At 67.7% G+C, this 15,169-nt stretch carries 11 protein-coding genes and 1 pseudogene; 6 read left to right on the top strand and 6 right to left on the bottom strand.

All coding sequences use genetic code 11. The features are described 5' to 3' along the window. Positions 1–41: 41 nt before the first annotated feature. Positions 42–758: a cytochrome c oxidase assembly protein gene (locus ABLE43_RS12605; protein ID WP_348978788.1), complete on the top strand. Its 717-nt coding sequence runs from the start codon at positions 42–44 to the stop codon at positions 756–758. Further along, a complete protein-coding gene (locus tag ABLE43_RS12600; protein WP_348978787.1) occupies positions 752–1,240 on the top strand; it encodes a CopD family protein in 489 nt (162 codons plus the stop codon). The genes ABLE43_RS12605 and ABLE43_RS12600 overlap by 7 nt, the downstream gene beginning before the upstream one ends. On the opposite strand, the gene ABLE43_RS12595 is transcribed toward ABLE43_RS12600, so the two are convergent. Then, on the bottom strand, positions 1,210–1,734 hold the full coding sequence (locus ABLE43_RS12595; RefSeq protein WP_348978786.1) for a DUF2231 domain-containing protein: 525 nt from the start codon (positions 1,732–1,734) through the stop codon (positions 1,210–1,212). The genes ABLE43_RS12600 and ABLE43_RS12595 overlap by 31 nt on opposite strands. Before the next feature lie 39 nt (positions 1,735–1,773). On the opposite strand from ABLE43_RS12595, the gene ABLE43_RS12590 reads away from it, so the two are divergent. Genes ABLE43_RS12590 through ABLE43_RS12580 form a run of 3 tightly spaced genes read left to right on the top strand, consistent with a single transcriptional unit; the run spans position 1,774 to position 5,176 of the window. Continuing rightward, entirely contained in the window at positions 1,774–2,424 is a 651-nt protein-coding gene (locus ABLE43_RS12590) for a cytochrome c oxidase subunit II (protein ID WP_348978785.1), read from the top strand. Then, positions 2,421–4,868, top strand: a complete 2,448-nt coding sequence (gene ctaD / locus ABLE43_RS12585) for a cytochrome c oxidase subunit I (RefSeq protein ID WP_348978784.1) — start codon at positions 2,421–2,423, stop codon at positions 4,866–4,868. Before ABLE43_RS12590 ends, ctaD begins: the two co-directional genes overlap by 4 nt. Beyond that, complete coding sequence (locus ABLE43_RS12580; protein WP_348978783.1) at positions 4,865–5,176, top strand: hypothetical protein; 312 nt, start codon at positions 4,865–4,867, stop codon at positions 5,174–5,176. Before ctaD ends, ABLE43_RS12580 begins: the two co-directional genes overlap by 4 nt. 451 nt (positions 5,177–5,627) lie before the next feature. Here the strand turns inward: ABLE43_RS12580 and ABLE43_RS12575 are convergent, their stop codons facing one another. Together ABLE43_RS12575 and ABLE43_RS12570 are read right to left on the bottom strand one after the other, a co-directional pair. Beyond that, on the bottom strand, positions 5,628–5,948 hold the full coding sequence (locus ABLE43_RS12575; RefSeq protein WP_348978782.1) for a HigA family addiction module antitoxin: 321 nt from the start codon (positions 5,946–5,948) through the stop codon (positions 5,628–5,630). 9 nt (positions 5,949–5,957) lie between these two features. After that, positions 5,958–6,182, bottom strand: coding sequence for a hypothetical protein (locus ABLE43_RS12570; protein WP_348978781.1), 225 nt, complete (start codon positions 6,180–6,182; stop codon positions 5,958–5,960). A 328-nt stretch (positions 6,183–6,510) separates the two neighbouring features. Here ABLE43_RS12570 and ABLE43_RS12565 point away from each other — a divergent pair, with 328 nt between their 5' ends. After that, on the top strand, positions 6,511–6,744 hold the full coding sequence (locus tag ABLE43_RS12565) for a hypothetical protein (protein ID WP_348978780.1): 234 nt from the start codon (positions 6,511–6,513) through the stop codon (positions 6,742–6,744). 716 nt (positions 6,745–7,460) lie between these two features. Here ABLE43_RS12565 and ABLE43_RS12560 read toward each other — a convergent pair. The 3 genes and pseudogenes from ABLE43_RS12560 to traA all read right to left on the bottom strand — a co-directional run. Continuing rightward, positions 7,461–11,927, bottom strand: coding sequence for an AAA family ATPase (locus tag ABLE43_RS12560; RefSeq protein WP_348978779.1), 4,467 nt, complete (start codon positions 11,925–11,927; stop codon positions 7,461–7,463). 345 nt (positions 11,928–12,272) lie between these two features. After that, positions 12,273–12,851: a hypothetical protein gene (locus ABLE43_RS12555; RefSeq protein ID WP_348978778.1), complete on the bottom strand. Its 579-nt coding sequence runs from the start codon at positions 12,849–12,851 to the stop codon at positions 12,273–12,275. Between the two features lie 9 nt (positions 12,852–12,860). Continuing rightward, positions 12,861–15,053, bottom strand: a pseudogene (gene traA, locus ABLE43_RS12550) (Ti-type conjugative transfer relaxase TraA); the annotation flags it as partial. Positions 15,054–15,169 lie beyond the last annotated feature (116 nt).

Raw genomic sequence — 15,169 nt, 5'->3', positions numbered from 1 at the left:
CCGTCCCGCCGCATGCGAGTTGGCATCGCAAAGGGGACGAGATGATCGACGTGTTCGGCAGCTATTGCGGGACCGCACCCACCGCCGCGACGTGGTTCGGGCGGTGGAACGGCGACCCGCCGCTCTTGATCGCGTTGCTGCTGGGCGGCGGTGCGATGCTGGCCCTGCCGGCGCGACGGCGTGTCGCCGGGCTGACCGCGACGGCGGTGCTGGCGCTGGCGTTCGTGTCGCCGCTGTGCGCGCTGTCGGTCGCCCTGTTCTCGGCGCGGACGCTGCACCATCTGTTGCTGATCGGCGTCGCCGCCCCGCTGCTCGCGGTCGCATGGCCGTCGCGCATGCCGCTGTCGCCGCCTGCCGCGCTGGCGGTCGCGACGGTCGTGCTGTGGGCGTGGCACGTTCCAGCCGCCTATGACGCGGCGCTGGCGAACAGGCTGGTCTACTGGATCATGCAGGCGAGCCTGCTCGGCAGCGCCTGGGCCTATTGGGATGCCGTGCGCCGCGCCGAGCCGCCCCCGGCACTCGCCGCCGTCGCCGCCGGGGCCGCGCAGATGGGGCTGCTCGGCGCGATCCTCACCTTCGTCGCGCGGCCGCTCTATGCCACGCACCTGTCGTCCACCGCGGCATTCGGCATCGGGCCGCTCGCCGACCAGCAGATCGCGGGGCTGGCGATGTGGGTGGCGGGGCTGATCCCCTATGCCGTGGTCGGCGCGATGATCGCGCGGGCGACATGGCGGCGGATGGCGACGGCAGGATGCTGAGCCTCGTCAAGGCACTCCATATCGCCGCGCTGATCCTGTGGTGCGCCGGGCTGGTGGCGCTGCCGCTGGTGCTCGCCAAGCATCGCCGCGACGAGGCGCAGACGACCTATGCCCGGCTGCGGCTGCTGACGCACGGCGGCTATACGATGATCGTCACCCCCGCCGCCGTGACCGCGATCGCGGCGGGCACCGCGCTGATCTACCTGCGCGGCGTGTTCCAGCCGTGGATGTTCGCGAAGCTGGTCGCGGTCGGGCTGCTGGTGTGCCTGCACGCGCTGGTCGGCCATACGGTGGTGCTGATGAGCGAGCGGCGCGGCGACTATGCGCCGCCCTCGCCCGTCCCGCTGGTCGTCGGCAGCATCGCGACGATGGTGGTCGTACTGCTGCTGGTCCTCGCCAAGCCGGTCGTGCCCGATATCGCCCCGGCGTGGCTCCAGACCCCGCAGAACCGTCAGCTTCCGGTCGAAGAGACGCCGATTTGATACTCGAACACCAGCTTGCCGCCGTGCCACCCGGTGAAGCCCGTGAAGCCGACCGCGAACAGCGAGAGGAGCAGGCCGTAGGGCAGCACCGCCTGTTCGTAGCCGGTCAGCCGGTATCCCCAACTGGCGCCGAGGATCGACAGCAGCATCACCGCGATGACGAAATGCGTCCAGCTGGCCGAACGGGCGCGGATGCCGGGGACGAGCAGCAGTTCGACGGTACCCGCGATGCCCGCCAGCACGCCGAACAGGAACCCCGCGCCCGAGGCCCACAGCGCGGCGCGCGCCCAGAAATTGTCGCCCGTCCACCAGTAGAGCAGGTCCGCGCCCAGCGTACAGGTCGTCAGCGCGATCGGGAACGCCACCAGCATCGCATGGATCGGATGGCCCGCCACCGCGATCCTCGATTCGGTGCGGTGGAAGGCAGGCTTTTCCCGCACCGGATCGACCAGACGGGTTTCGGCGACGTCGCTCGGGGTCGTTTCGCTCGGCATGGGCGTGGGCTTCTCCGGGCCGGGGCGGGCCGCGCCGGCATGTGCGCGACAACGCTCGTGCTGCTCGGCGGTTGCAGCGGCGAACTCTCGACGATCGATCCGGCGGGGCCGCATGCGCGGTCGGTCGCGACGATGTGGTGGGTGATGCTGGGCGGCGCGACGATCCTTGCGGGGCTGGTCTTCGTGCTGCTGGCGCTGGCGTTTCGCCGCCGCGACGACGCGCGCCGTGCCGCATCGGCGCGGGTGTGGATCGGGGCGCTGGGGCTGGCGATGCCGCTCGCGGTGCTGCTGGCACTGGTCGGCTATGCGCTGGCGGTCGGGATCGGCACGCTGCCGACCGCCGATGCCCGCGCGGTGGAGATCGGCGTGACCGCGCGACAATATGCGTGGGACATGGCGCATCCCGGCGGCGTGCGCACCCGGAACGTGCTGCACATCCCCGCCGGACAGCCCGCCGATCTCGTCATCACCTCCGCCGACGTGATCCACAGCGTGTGGATCCCGCGGCTGGCCGGAAAGATGGATGCGATCCCCGGCCATACCAACCGGCTGCGCGTGGTGGCCGACGCGCCCGGCACCTATCGCGGCGAATGCGCCGAATATTGCGGCATCGGCCACAGGGATCATGGCTTCACCGTCGTCGCGCACGATGCGGCGGGCTGGGCGGCGTTCACGGGGGGAGCGGAATGAGCGCGCTGAAACTGCACCGCGAACTGACCGCGATCTGGCGTACCGAGCCGGGCTGGCGCGGGCGGTTGCGCTCGGTCAACCACAGCGACATCGGCAAGCGGTTCATCGTCGCGGCGTTCGTGTTCTTCGCGATCGGCGGCGTGCTCGCCATGCTGATCCGCGCGCAGCTGGCCACGCCGCGCAGCGCGTTCGTGGGGCCGGAGGTCTACAACCAGCTCTTCACGATGCACGGCAGCATCATGATGTTCCTGTTCGCCATCCCGATGTTCGAGGGGCTGACGATGTACCTGCTGCCCAAGATGCTGGGCAGCCGCGACCTCGCTTTCCCCCGCCTCTCGGCGCTTGGCTGGTGGTGCTATCTGTTCGGCGGCACGATCATCATCGTCGCGATGCTGGCGGGGGTGGCGCCGGATGCGGGCTGGTTCCTCTATCCGCCGCTGTCGGGCAAGACCTATACGCCGGGCATCAATTCCGACGTCTGGCTGCTCGGCATCACCTTCGTCGAGATTTCGGCGATGTGCGCCGCGATCGAGATCATGGTGTCGATCCTCAAGCTGCGCGCCGCGGGCATGCGGCTGGACCGGATGCCGATCTTCGCATGGTATCTGCTGGCGACGGCGGGCATGATGGTGTTCGGCTTTCCCCCGCTGATCCTGGGATCGATCCTGCTGGAGGTGGAGCGGGCGTTCGGCTGGCCGTTCTACGCGCCCGAACACGGCGGATCGCCGCTGTTGTGGCAGCACCTGTTCTGGCTGTTCGGCCATCCCGAGGTGTACATCATCTTCCTGCCCGCCGCGGGCGCGGTGTCGACGATCCTGCCGGTGATGGCGCGTACCCGGCTGCTGGGCTACGGCGCGATCGTCGCCGGGGTGCTGGCGCTGGCCTTCCTCAGTTTCGGGCTGTGGGTGCACCACATGTTCACCACCGGCATCCCGCACATGGCGCTGGGCTTCTTCTCCGCCGCTTCCGCGCTGGTCGCGGTGCCGACGGCGGTGCAGGTGTTCGCGTGGCTCGGCACGCTGTGGCAGGGGCGGCCCGAGCTGAAGCTGCCGATGCTGTACCTGATCGGCTTCTTCATCGTGTTCGTCATCGGCGGGCTGACCGGCGTGATGCTGGCGATGGTGCCGTTCGATGCGCAGGCGCACGACACCGCATTCGTCACCGCGCATCTCCACTATGTCCTGGTCGGCGGGTTCGTGTTCCCGATGCTCGCCGCCGCCTATTACTGGCTGCCGCACGTCACCGGGCGCGAGCGGGTGATGCGGATCGGCGAGGCGGCGTTCTGGCTGATCTTCATCGGGTTCAACCTGACCTTCTTCCTGATGCACCTGACCGGGCTGCTCGGCATGCCGCGCCGCATCGACACCTATCCCGAGGGCATGGGGTGGACGTGGCTCAACCTGCTGTCCTCGGTCGGCGGGTTCCTCCAGGCGTTCGGCTTCGCGCTGGTCGTGATCGACGTGACGTTGCAGATCCGGGTGGGACGGACGCACCGCCGCAATCCATGGGGCGCGACCACGCTGGAATGGGCGATGCCGATCCCGGCCCCGGCCTATAATTTCGCCAGCCTGCCGACCGTGGCCACGCGCGACCCGCTGGACGACGCGCCCGATCTGGGCGTGGCGCTGGCGCGGGGCGACGGGCTGCTGGCGGGCAGCCGCCACGGCTGGCGCGAGACGATGGCGGTCGACATGACGACCGGCGCGCCGGAGCATGTCGCGATCCTGCCCGGCAACAGCTGGTGGCCGATCGCCACCGCGGCGATGCTCGGCGGCTTCTTCCTGACGATGCTGGCGGGATTCTATGCGGTCGCGCCGGTCTTCCTGCTCGGGGTCGTCGTGCTCGGCTGGCGCTGGGCATGGACCAACGGCATCACCCGCGACGTCGGGTTGCTGCCGGTCGGCAACGGCCTGCTGCTGCCGACCAGCTTCGAGGCGGCGCGGACCACCGGCTGGTGGGGCAGCGTGTTCGCCCTGTGCGCCAGCGCGACGCTGTTCGCCTCGCTGCTGTTCGGCTACGCCTTCCTGTGGACGATCGCGCCGAACTGGCCGCCGCCCGTGCTGATCGCGCCGTCGCTGGTCGTGCCGCTGCTGGCGGTCGGCGGCGCCGCGGCGGCAGCGGTCGCCGGTCGCGGCGGCCGGTTCGCGCTCGGGCTTGCCGGGCAGACGGCGATCGTCGCGGCGCTGGCATGGGCGCTGGTCGGCGCGCCCGCCCCCGCCACCCACGCCTATGCCGCGACCAGCGCGATGCTGGCCGCCTATGCGATCTTCCATGCCGCGCTGGCGGCGATCCTGTTCGCCTTCCTGATCGCGCGGGCGCGGGCCGGTTTCCATTCGCCCGCGCGCGGCGGCGAGGCGCGGATCGTGCGGCTGTGGAGCGACCATGCCGCAGGGGCAGGCGCGTTCGTTGCGCTGCTGCTGACCTTGCCGGGATGGACGGCATGATCGCGCTGCTGCGCCTGTCGGCCGGGCCGGTCGGCTGGGCGGCGGCCTTCTGCCTCGTCTATGCGCTCCACGGGCTCGGCTGCGCGCGCCGGTGGGATGCGGTCATGGCGGGGGGCGGCAGCCTGCACCGCTGGGTGCTGCTGGGGGCATGGGCGCTGTCGATCGGCGCGACGCTGGCGATCGCGCTGTACCTGACGGGCCGCCGCGACGCCCCGCTCGGCCATGCCGCGGCAGCGCTGGGGTGGGTGGGGTTCGCCGCGACGCTCATCACGTTCCTGCCGGTCGCTGTCGTCCCGGCCTGTACGTGATCCGCGCGGCGGGCCGATCGGTCGTGGCCGACAGCGGGCGGTGATGGCGGGGCCGGGAAGCGCGTTCGACGACCGGCATGTCGCGGCGGTCGTGGCGGAGAGGGAGGGATCTCGAATCCTCAAATAACGAATTGAAATCAAATAATATTTCTGGGATTTCAGCAAATCACCCCACTTTTTTCCCCACATTCGATGTGAGAATATTTTTAGAGGCGGGAGGTGGGTCATCTGTTTCGCGCCCTTCCCCCTAAGGGCGTTTGGTCGCGAGAATTTTCGAAGAAATGAACCTCGCGACCGGATTGAAAGGGCCCAATTGCCGACATTCGGAGTTATGCTCCAAGCTCCCGACGGCGGACGTCTATTCAGCCGAAGCAACCCGATTGGGCACGGGTTTCTTGGGCTAGTGGCTTTTCACTTAGTTAATGTTCTCGGCGTTGTGCGCCTGTCGCGCTCAGGTATTACTCCTTTTCCCACTTCCACGTATCTTGATCAGTTTCCCTAGCTCGCCGCCCATCTTCCGTCTGGTCTCGTGGAGGTCCACCTGCGCCTGCAGCTTGAGCCACATCTCGGCTGACGTATCGAGAACCTGCTCAAGCCTCAGTGCCATCTCGGGCGTGACGGCCCGGCGGCTGTTCAGCAGCTGATTCACGCTGTGGCGGGACACGCCTAGGGCCTCGGCGAGCTGGTCCTGCGTGATCTGCATGTCACCCACCACGCGTTTGCGCAGCACGTCGCCAGGCTTGGGCGGCATGTGGTCATCAGTGTCGGCCATAGGCCTCCCTCACTCCAGACGGATGTTGATCGCTCCAAGTCCTTCCGCAAACTCGAAGCGGAGGACGCGGGCTGCGTCCACCGGGACTTGCCACGTGTCGCCGTTGATGTGGCAGAGCTCGGGGAACATGAAGTCGAGATCGCGCGCCTCGACGCATGGGCGAAGCAGATCGATGACGAGGGCAAGCACCGGGTCTGGCGCGAGCAGTTTGAGGTCGGCGAAACGGGAAACCATCTAATCCTCCTGACTGAACCACTGCAGATGCAGGCGCGCGGGTGCGCGCCGCGGCAGCGGCAGGAGGGGGACAACCGGTCATGATGTCATGGGCTAGTATCGCCTCCCTGACCGCACAGGGTCTGAAGACGGTGCGCCGGTAGCGGACGCGGTGGCGGACGAGGACGCTGGAGCGCAGTTCGCGCTCGAACATCCTGACGATCGCCACGGCATCGACTTCATTCCAGCGGTCGGCGGTTAATAGGTCCAAGCCGACGCAATCAATGAGCCGTTCGAAGAGCTGCTCGCGCTTGCGGCTGGAAATGGCCAGTTCGATGGCGACCCTGCGGTGCTGTCCGTCGAACACAGCGTGACCCATGTCCGTCGCGACAGAGAAGCGGTCGACGTCGATCCGGGTTCCGTTCAGGATGGTGGGTGCGACGGTGCGATCGTCAAGGTTCGCACTGAAAGACTTCAGATATTCGGCGACGAACGAGTGTTTTGCGAAGCGCTCTTGCTTGGCCAGCAGGCTGGCCCAGACATTCGCGTCAACTACGACCTTCGGTGCCGGCTCTCCCGATGACTCGGTAGAGGCGAAGTCTAGCAAGTGCGATCGCAGCCGCTGCAGGAGCCGGGCCGATTTGGCCGCCAACTCCGACGAGAGCTGCTCGCTCACCATGGCGAAAGCGACGGCGCTGCCGCTGTCGGCCCAAGATGGGACCCGCGGCATGTCACCGGTCGGCCAGTGGAAGGAGACTGATGTGCCCCGAACCATTTCACACTTCGCGAATCGGTGGCCGTCCGCCGAGGACGCACTCACGCGGTCTTGGCGTTTGTGAAGCGCATGCTCCGTCGAGCGTGCCCGTGCCCAGGCGATGCTGTTCCAGGCTGGCCGCGAGGGGATTTTCGCGCCGCTTCCATCTGCCGCCGCTGGGTGCGCGAAGCCAGCAATCCATCCGGCGCGCTCGCATGTGCCTACCGGCTCGCAGGTTGAAAGACTGACCATGTGTTGGGATGTAGGTAGCAAGCCAACACGTTCAAGGGCGCAATATGGACGCCAGGTTGAGGGAAGCGCTGTCTGGCACTGGGTTGACCTTACGCTTCACCCACGGCTCGTCCGTCGGCGTCATTTCAATGAGTACGTCGGCGACGCAGTACTGCTCGAGCAGCGCTGCGACGGCCGCGCGCTCACCACATGTACGATTTGGCGTCAGGGTGTAGCGGAACGGCGCGCCCCGTTGGCGAGATCGAAGAGATGTCCTGTGGTTCGCAGCCAAACGAGACCGCGTTGCCGAACGGTCAACTTTCGCCAGATGAGGCTGCACCCCCGCCGCGGACGAGCGATGCCTCGGCGGCCTGCGCCGCCCCGTAAGCATTGGCGTCAAGGAGTCGCTCGTAAATGTCCATGGCTCGCGCGCGCACCGGCCCGTCGTCGCGTTGCAGGGCGATGGCGATCCGCACCATGTCGTCTCCCATGCCAAAGCTTCGGGCGCCGATCCGGGCGGGAGCGCCATCGCGAAGCTCGACCGCGGCGGTCAGTGTTTCACCCGCCGTTTCCTCGAACCCTGGATGGACCAATAGCCCGCTGATGGCATCCAAGAGCCAGTGTTGGAGTGCCGCCTCCAGCGCGACCGGGTTCGCGGCGACCGCCGCTAGGAGGTCGCGCGTGTGGTCATCGGGCGGCAGCGGGCGGAACCTTGAGAACGCGGTGGCAATGGCAACGGCCAAGTCGCTGTCGGGCTCTTGCGCGAGTGAAACGACGAGGTCGTGGGCGCTCAGGCGAAGGGTCGGATCACCTTCGGACCATGCCGCCACCGCGCTGAATGCAACGCCGGTCCTGGCGGCTGAGGGCCCGCCTGCCAGGATGGGCGTTGCGCGCCACGACTGCGGGTCTTCGTCACGGCTAACCACCGCCAAGCCGCCGACGAACTCGCCCGCCACCTGTCGCTGCTCGTCGGACCCGGCGAGCCAGCGGTCGAGAATCTGATCTAGAACGTCCTCCGGCAGCCGGCGCCGCAGCTGCCAGAACGTGCGGACCAACAGCGGGTCGTCGAATGCATCTGGCGCACCCGCCAGCATGGCGCGGAGCAGGGCGTGTGCCTCCTCTTCGGGCGTCGACCAGAGCACCTGGCCATATGACAGCAGCGTGTGCGACCAAACGGCCGGGTCCTCGGCGCAAGAAGTGTGCCGGAGCAGCGTGTGCACGAAGGCACCAACGTCGGGCTCTGGCCTCAGCAGCAGCCCCTGCCCGATGGCGTCCAGGAACGTGAAGTTGGCTTGCGGCACCATCACGTGCCCGCCGCTTGGGCCGAAAAGGGCGGGTCTCGGTTCCCGACGCTCCGGCCGGGCGTTCCGCCGTTTGTTCTCGGCAGCGGCCTCAGCTCGGCGTTTGACGCGCGAAACGACCGCGTCCGGATCGTCCTCCAGCCAAGTTTCCAGCAGGGCGACATCCTCGTCCGGCAACCCGCCCCGGCGCCGCGCGAGCGTATTGAAGGCCCAACCGGCATCGTTCCGCCACGAGCGGCTCGCGAAGCCCTTGTCGACAAGGGAGCGCACGAGCACGACGATCCGCTCCGGCTCCAGCGCCTCACATCCGGCCAGCTCGCGCAGGCCGTTCCCTGCCACGGCCTCGTGCCGGCCGGGAAGGAGTTTGTCGCCGACGATTCTCATCGCCCGTTCGGGGTGAACCTTCGCGAATTCACCGAAGGCCTGCGCGAGCTGCCGCGCGCCGCCGGTATGCGGGCGCCGGCGGTCGAACCGTTCTTCAGCGGCGTCGTGCCGCGCCTCGACCATCGCGACGATCTGGTCGTCGGTGGCGAGCGCCATCGACTCGGCGGACATTGGCGAGCCGACAAGGCTGGCCATGCGCATCGAATTTATCCGGCCCTTAAAGCGCGGTTGAACTGCGCGCCACTCCTCCACCTGCCGACGTCGCCGCGCGTCGAGCGCACTTGGCGGGAGCTGGGCTAGAAGCGCGAGGCGCGCCTCCTCAGCCCAGCCGATCATCAACCGACGCACCTCCACGCCGGAGTCTCCGGCGGCCGGATTGGGATAGCGGGTCCAAGCCTCGATGGCGTCGCGCAGTCTCGCAAGGTCGTCGCCAGCCAAGTGTCCTGAGACCACCCGCACCAGTTCGCGCGATGACCAGCCATGTACGGTCCTGATCACGCCGTCTGAACCGTCGCCGACAGCGTCGCCCACGTCAAAGCGCCGGACGTCGGATAGCAGAAAGTCGAGGCCGTGTCTCGCCAGCGCCGCGCCGCCGCAGGCCAGCGCGTCGGCGATTACGGTCTGGACCGCCTCTACTTCAACGTCGACGAACGGCAGCAAAAGGTTCATCAGTTCCTCGGGCCTGCTGGCCGCGACCTGGCACAACGCGGTGCGGAGGGCCTGGAAGGGGCTTCCGTCCTCCGGTCGGTCCCACCGCCAGCCCAGGTCGGGGCTCGCCGCGAATTGCTTCATCCTCGATTGAGGCTCGTCCGCGTCGCGGGACGCAAGCGCCACGAAGGCGGGCAGCAGCCGGTTGGCGAAGACGAGCGGCTCCGCCTCGACCATCTTTTCGAGATCGTGGACGTCAAGCTCCCACCCGCCGCCACTTGCGGCTGCCACAAGGTAGGTCGTCGCCATGTCGGCTGCGTCTGCCGACCTTCCAGCCTTCAGCAGCTCGACGCCGAAGTGCGCAACGAAGTGTGGTGCTATCGGCGATCTACCCATCGCCTCGACGAGGCGCTTCGCGGCCCAATCGTTCCAGAGGCGGGCCCGCTCCAAGGTGAACAGCACCACGTCATCGCGGTCCGCCCCGGCCCAGTGACGATCGATCAGTGCAGCCGCCGAGGCGGCGTCGACCGCCATCTCGGCGGCGACCAGCGCCTCGCTTACGCCGCGCATGCTGTCATCCTGCATGACCAGCGGCAGCCAATCCATCGCCAGCGGGCGCCAAGCCGCCCAGCGGCTCGCTATGAGCGGCAGCGCCCGCCGGGCGAGGGCGGGGTCGGTGCGGAGCAGGCGTCCGACCCAGCCGACCTCGCGGGGCCGCGGCTCGCCTTGGCCCGCCACCAAGTCGACGACAAGGTGGCGCAGATGGCGCCTGGTAGCGTCGCCTCCCAGCAGGAGGTCGAGCGCCCCCTCGTAGGCCGGTGCGTCGTACGACCTGAGGCGCTGAAGCGCCCGGAGCACGGACGCCCGCGTGAAGAGGCCGTCCTGCCCCCGCCAGGCGAACTCGGCGAGGGCTTTCGCGTCTGAGAGGCCGCGCGCCTGAAAGTCGTCCAGCCAAGCTTGGTGGCTGAAGCCCACGCGGCCGCCATCGACGACGAGCAGGCCCGCGGCAACCGCTCTGCGAAACGCCTCGGGCCGCTCGAACTCGTGGACGTCAGCAGGCCGCCAAAGGGTCTCTGTTTGCACCATCTCCTCTGCGAGGAGGACGAGGAGGCGACCGACCTCCTCGCGCGTAGTGCCGTCGCCGAGATCGGCGCTGTCCAGCCAGCGGGCGAGCAGCATCGATGGAAGCAGGTCGTCGAGGCGCCCGCCGCGTTTCGCGATCCCGACGAACAGCTTGAGCGCGAACGGCCGGCGAATTGTCTCCCGAAGCGGTCGGGGAACAAGAGACGGATTAACACCGACCTCGAGAAGCGCGGCGTCGACGCGGTCGAGTGTCGGGAGCGCCAGCATCGTGCGCTGATATTCAAAGCGTGAGAAGCGGGCGTCGTGGTCGGCCTCGAACGGGCGCGATGACACCACAACGTGGACCGGCGGTCGCTCCGCGTGCCTGCCGCCCGGATGAACCTCCTCGACCAGACGCAGCAGCAGCCGCATCCGGTCGGACGTCCTATCCATCACCTCGCTCACTGCGTCGAGCTGGTCGACGAGCAGCACGCACGGCCCCTCCTCGGCGAGCGTCTTGACGCAGGAGACTACGTCGCCGCGCATGCCGAGCGCTTGCGAGACGTCCGCCAGCGTGCGCACATCCGCGGGCAGGCGGTCCGCCTTGACGCCGAGAACGGGCACTCCGTCCGCCTCCAGCTGCGCAACAATCGCAGCAAGCAGCGCCGACTTCCCCGATCCCGCCTCTCCGACCAGCAGTGTCTCTCCGGACGGCTCCGCGCGAATTCGGCCGAGCAGATCGTCGAACTCAGGCCGCTTCATCTGCGCGCCCCAGACGTCGCGCGGCCACTCGCGGAGCTCGGCGGAGCCCGCGACCGCGTCGGCGCGGGCGTCCTCGGCCTTGATCGGCCCGGCCCGCTCAAAGGCGCGCCGCTGGTGGCGGACGAGCTCGACCACGTTGGCGTTGATCGCCTCCGTGACCTGCCGATGCGCGACGTCGCGCCACGCCTCCGAAGCGGCGAGACCGCGGCGCAGAGCCTCGGCGAACGAGACTAGGGCCGCCTCTAAATCCACGCGACGCTCGGAGAGCGCCCGCCGGAGGTCCGGCCCCTCATGCACTGGACGGCCTTCCGCGGCGGTCAAGGACGCTAGAAGCGTCAAGGCCACCGCCTCGGAGTCGGGAAGGCTGGAGGGATCCTCGACTAGCACGAGTACCGTCGGGGTGACGAAGTCGCGTACGAACAACTCTTCCCGCAGGCCGGATGCGAGCGTCGAGTCCCGGGCCGCTGCCGCGTCGATCGCCGAAGAGACGATGGCCGCAAGCTCCCGGCGAGCCGCGTGCCCCTTCAGGCGTCTGAGCGCCGCGCCGACCAACCCGCCGGCCGATTTATCGAGGACTAGGCCGAGGGCTGCGTCGACAAGCGCGGCGGTCGTGAGAATAACCATGCAGCGGTTCTAGCGCAGCAATTTATTCCGCGCGACCACGCTCCGTTGATGAACAACTGCCAAGCCCGCTCACCACGAGCATTCGTCGTTTCTCCTCGCCAGATGAAGGTTTCGTTTGGATTTGAGACCATCTCACCCGCGATACGCACCCGAACTTAGCATGACCGCCGAGCTTCAAAAGACTGGCAGTCTCTCCTAGATATCGCCAGGGAGGCCGCTCGAACTTGGCAATATTCGAGATTACGGAAAACGATATCGCGGCCCTGACGGACGCCGACCTGCGGACGCTAGAGGCTGTTATGAACCTGCGGCGAGCGCGGCGGCCTGCTTGATCAATTTGGCTAACTAGAGCCCGTTCGGCTGCGCCTCAAGGTTGGTCACCACTTTGCCGTCTTCGCCAGTATTGACGGATTTCGATCCAACGATCCTGGCTGCCATCCATTCCGGCACATGCCAGCTAGCGGGAAGTGAACGGGCAATCGCACCGGGCAATATCGACCAGAGCAATAGTGTCGCCATCGCCGTTGCTGCGCAGCTCCGGCGGAGCAGGCGAGACTGGCCTTCCACCGATTGGCCGCGCTCAACGATGCCATCGACCCTCCCGATCGATCGTGCGATGGTATCGCGTGCTTCGTCGAGCTTGCGGGCATCTTCGGCCCTGGCGTTCGCGGCCGCCTGCACGATTTCCTTGGTGAGTGCGATGGGCGTCAGCGCGACGGCCGGACTGCGCTCGATCCGCTGCAACGCCTCCTGCGTCGCTTTCAGCTGCGCCATCATCGATCCGAGTGTCGGCGTATAGTCCGGCATTCGTTCGCGAGCAGCGGTGAGGCCTTCCACGGCGCGGCGCAGCAGACTGATCTCGGCGCAGAGATCTTCAAAGGCAATCGCGGTCTCGCCGGTGGGTTGGTCGGTGGGCTGGGTCATGACCGCAGCCTACCGCCCCAGCCCGCGGCCCCGCGAGAGGCCGAGCCAGTTCTGGAGATCATGGGACAATGAGCCGCCGCCCGAGGAGCGGATTCCGAGTTCCTTGACGCGGTCTCGTAGCAGCGACTCGAGCTGGGGGTCGCGTTCCAAGCTCTTGGCCATGCCGGTCATCGCATCACGCACCTCATCGGCGCGCCAGCGCTCGCCGTTCCGATCGAATGCCGCCGCGCGTTTTGCGTGTCTGGTCCAGTCCTCGACGAACCGGTCTGCGCGTACGGCGCGGTCGCTGCGCATCTTTTCTTCCAGCGCCAATGCGCGAGCGGCGCGCTCGTCGCGCATCTCTGCTTCCATCATCATCGCCCGGACGACCTGCGTCGTCCTCCCCTTGGCAGCCTCCTCGATGAGCCCATGGTCGGCGTTGAAGACAGCGCGGATGTCGCGAACACCGTCGGGACGAACGGCCTTCAGCGCCGAGACCGCCGCATCGAGAGCGGCCTGCTGGTGGGGGAGCGGCTCGAAGCCCTGACGACGGCTTTGCATGATGTCGGCAACCGCTCGGCCCACCTTCTCGACCGCCTGGTCGAGCGGAGATCGCTCGACCTCGTTGCGTACGACCCGGGTGAGCCTGAGACCGGCGAACGGGTCGCGGGGCTTTGACACCGCAACCTCGGCCGATTTGTCTGCAGCCGGGTAATCGGACGCCATATCCTTGCCCCGCTCGCGCGATAGCGTCGAGGCCAGCCGATCATGATCTGCAAAGTCATCCCGGCCATAGTGGAGATCAACACCGTCACGATGCCGCGACAGGGCGACATAGGCGGCATGGCGATCAAGCCCCGGCGTGGCAAGCACATGCACCCGGTCAACGGTCATGCCCTGCGCCTTATGGATGGTGGCGGCATAGCCGTGATCGACCGCGGCATAATCCTTGAGGTCGAACGATACGGCCGTGCCATTGTCGAGCATTACCGCCATGCGGGTCGCGGTGACGCTTTCGATCCGACCGAGCGAGCCATTCTTGACGCCAAGGCTGCGCTCGTTGCGCCCGAACATCACCCGGTCGCCGGTAGCGAAATGCCGCTCGCCCTTCTCGACCTGCAGGGTGACATCATTACCAAGCTCGTCCCGCGCACGCAGTCGGCCGCGCGCCGCCTGGTTGAGCAGGGCCACCTCGTCATTGGTGTGGGTGAGGATGATGCGGCTGGCATCGGGCGCGGCCTGGCGCTGCCGGTCCCAGCGGTCGATCAGATCGACCCGCGCAGCCTCACGCGTCTCGGCGACATGGACCGCATCATGCTGCTGGTATGCCGACAGCGCTTCGCTGGTTCGCTCGGTGGCAAGCTGGCGCGTCGCCGCGCGTTGCCAATCCTCGCGCTGGCGACGGATGTCAGTGATCTCGATACTGCCATGGCGCTCGGCGACGCTGCGGAAGGCAGCTCCCGCTTCGATCGCCTGGAGCTGTTCGGGGTCGCCGACCAGCACGACCTTGGCGCCGCGCTTCTCAGCTTCGGCGATTACCCGCTCGAGCTGGCGCGTGCCGATCATGCCCGCCTCGTCGATGACAAGGATCGACTTGTCGTTCAGCAAATCGCGCCCCTGCCCCCATTGATGTTCGAGGCTGGCAATGGTGCGCGACGCGATGCCCGAGCCACTTTCAAGGTTCTCGGCGGCAATGCCCGACAACGCCAGACCCTGGACCTGATAGCCGGCGCTCCCCCAAGCTTCACGTGCGACACCCAGCATCGCCGACTTGCCGGTTCCGGCATAGCCGACGACGACACCAAGCCCCCGACCGCTGGTGACGTGATCAAAGGCGCTGCGCTGTTCCGGCGACAGGGTCAGCCCGCGCATCTCGGCACGGACCAGCGCCAGCTTGCGATGCTGGTCGCTCAGCCCGTGGCGACGGCTGGCTTCGAGCTTGACCGTGGCGCGCTGCAGCCGCGCTTCGGTGTCGATCATGTCGCCGCTGGTGAAGCGCTCCTGCCCCCGTCCATCCTTGCCGAGTTTGACCAGTTCGGGGGAGGCTCGGACCGCGGCCATCACCTGGTCGAACTGGTCCTTTCCCTCGCTGTGGCGATGGACGAACATCGCCAGGTCGCGGGTAGTGAAGGTTGCCTGGGTGCGGGTGATCGCATCCAGGGCGATGGCCGGGTTGGCGAGGATCTTGTCGCCATTGGCGCGGGCAATGGCGTGGTGTGTCAATCGGCGTCCAAAAAGGACCCCCTATCGGCGTGCAAAAGGGACCCCCTTCGTCAAGCAGCGTGACGGGTATGACGGGCGCACCGTTCGCGCTGGTTGCGGCGTAGGGCGGGCGTAGC

Origin of the sequence: Sphingomonas silueang, assembly GCF_040049155.1 — a bacterium.
Classification (GTDB): Bacteria; Pseudomonadota; Alphaproteobacteria; order Sphingomonadales; family Sphingomonadaceae; genus Sphingomonas; species Sphingomonas silueang.
The sequence above is the reverse complement of the archived record's forward strand: the minus strand, read 5'-3'. Positions and strand labels throughout refer to the sequence as shown.

What these genes read in the sequence shown, in the direction of transcription:
- ABLE43_RS12605 (WP_348978788.1), top strand. Translation starts at nt 42, where the DNA reads ATGATCGACGTGTTCGGCAGCTATTGCGGGACCGCACCCACCGCCGCG.
- ABLE43_RS12600 (WP_348978787.1), top strand. Translation starts at nt 752, where the DNA reads ATGCTGAGCCTCGTCAAGGCACTCCATATCGCCGCGCTGATCCTGTGG.
- ABLE43_RS12595 (WP_348978786.1), bottom strand. Translation starts at nt 1,734, where the DNA reads ATGCCGAGCGAAACGACCCCGAGCGACGTCGCCGAAACCCGTCTGGTC.
- ABLE43_RS12590 (WP_348978785.1), top strand. Translation starts at nt 1,774, where the DNA reads ATGTGCGCGACAACGCTCGTGCTGCTCGGCGGTTGCAGCGGCGAACTC.
- ctaD (WP_348978784.1), top strand. Translation starts at nt 2,421, where the DNA reads ATGAGCGCGCTGAAACTGCACCGCGAACTGACCGCGATCTGGCGTACC.
- ABLE43_RS12580 (WP_348978783.1), top strand. Translation starts at nt 4,865, where the DNA reads ATGATCGCGCTGCTGCGCCTGTCGGCCGGGCCGGTCGGCTGGGCGGCG.
- ABLE43_RS12575 (WP_348978782.1), bottom strand. Translation starts at nt 5,948, where the DNA reads ATGGCCGACACTGATGACCACATGCCGCCCAAGCCTGGCGACGTGCTG.
- ABLE43_RS12570 (WP_348978781.1), bottom strand. Translation starts at nt 6,182, where the DNA reads ATGGTTTCCCGTTTCGCCGACCTCAAACTGCTCGCGCCAGACCCGGTG.
- ABLE43_RS12560 (WP_348978779.1), bottom strand. Translation starts at nt 11,927, where the DNA reads ATGGTTATTCTCACGACCGCCGCGCTTGTCGACGCAGCCCTCGGCCTA.
- ABLE43_RS12555 (WP_348978778.1), bottom strand. Translation starts at nt 12,851, where the DNA reads ATGACCCAGCCCACCGACCAACCCACCGGCGAGACCGCGATTGCCTTT.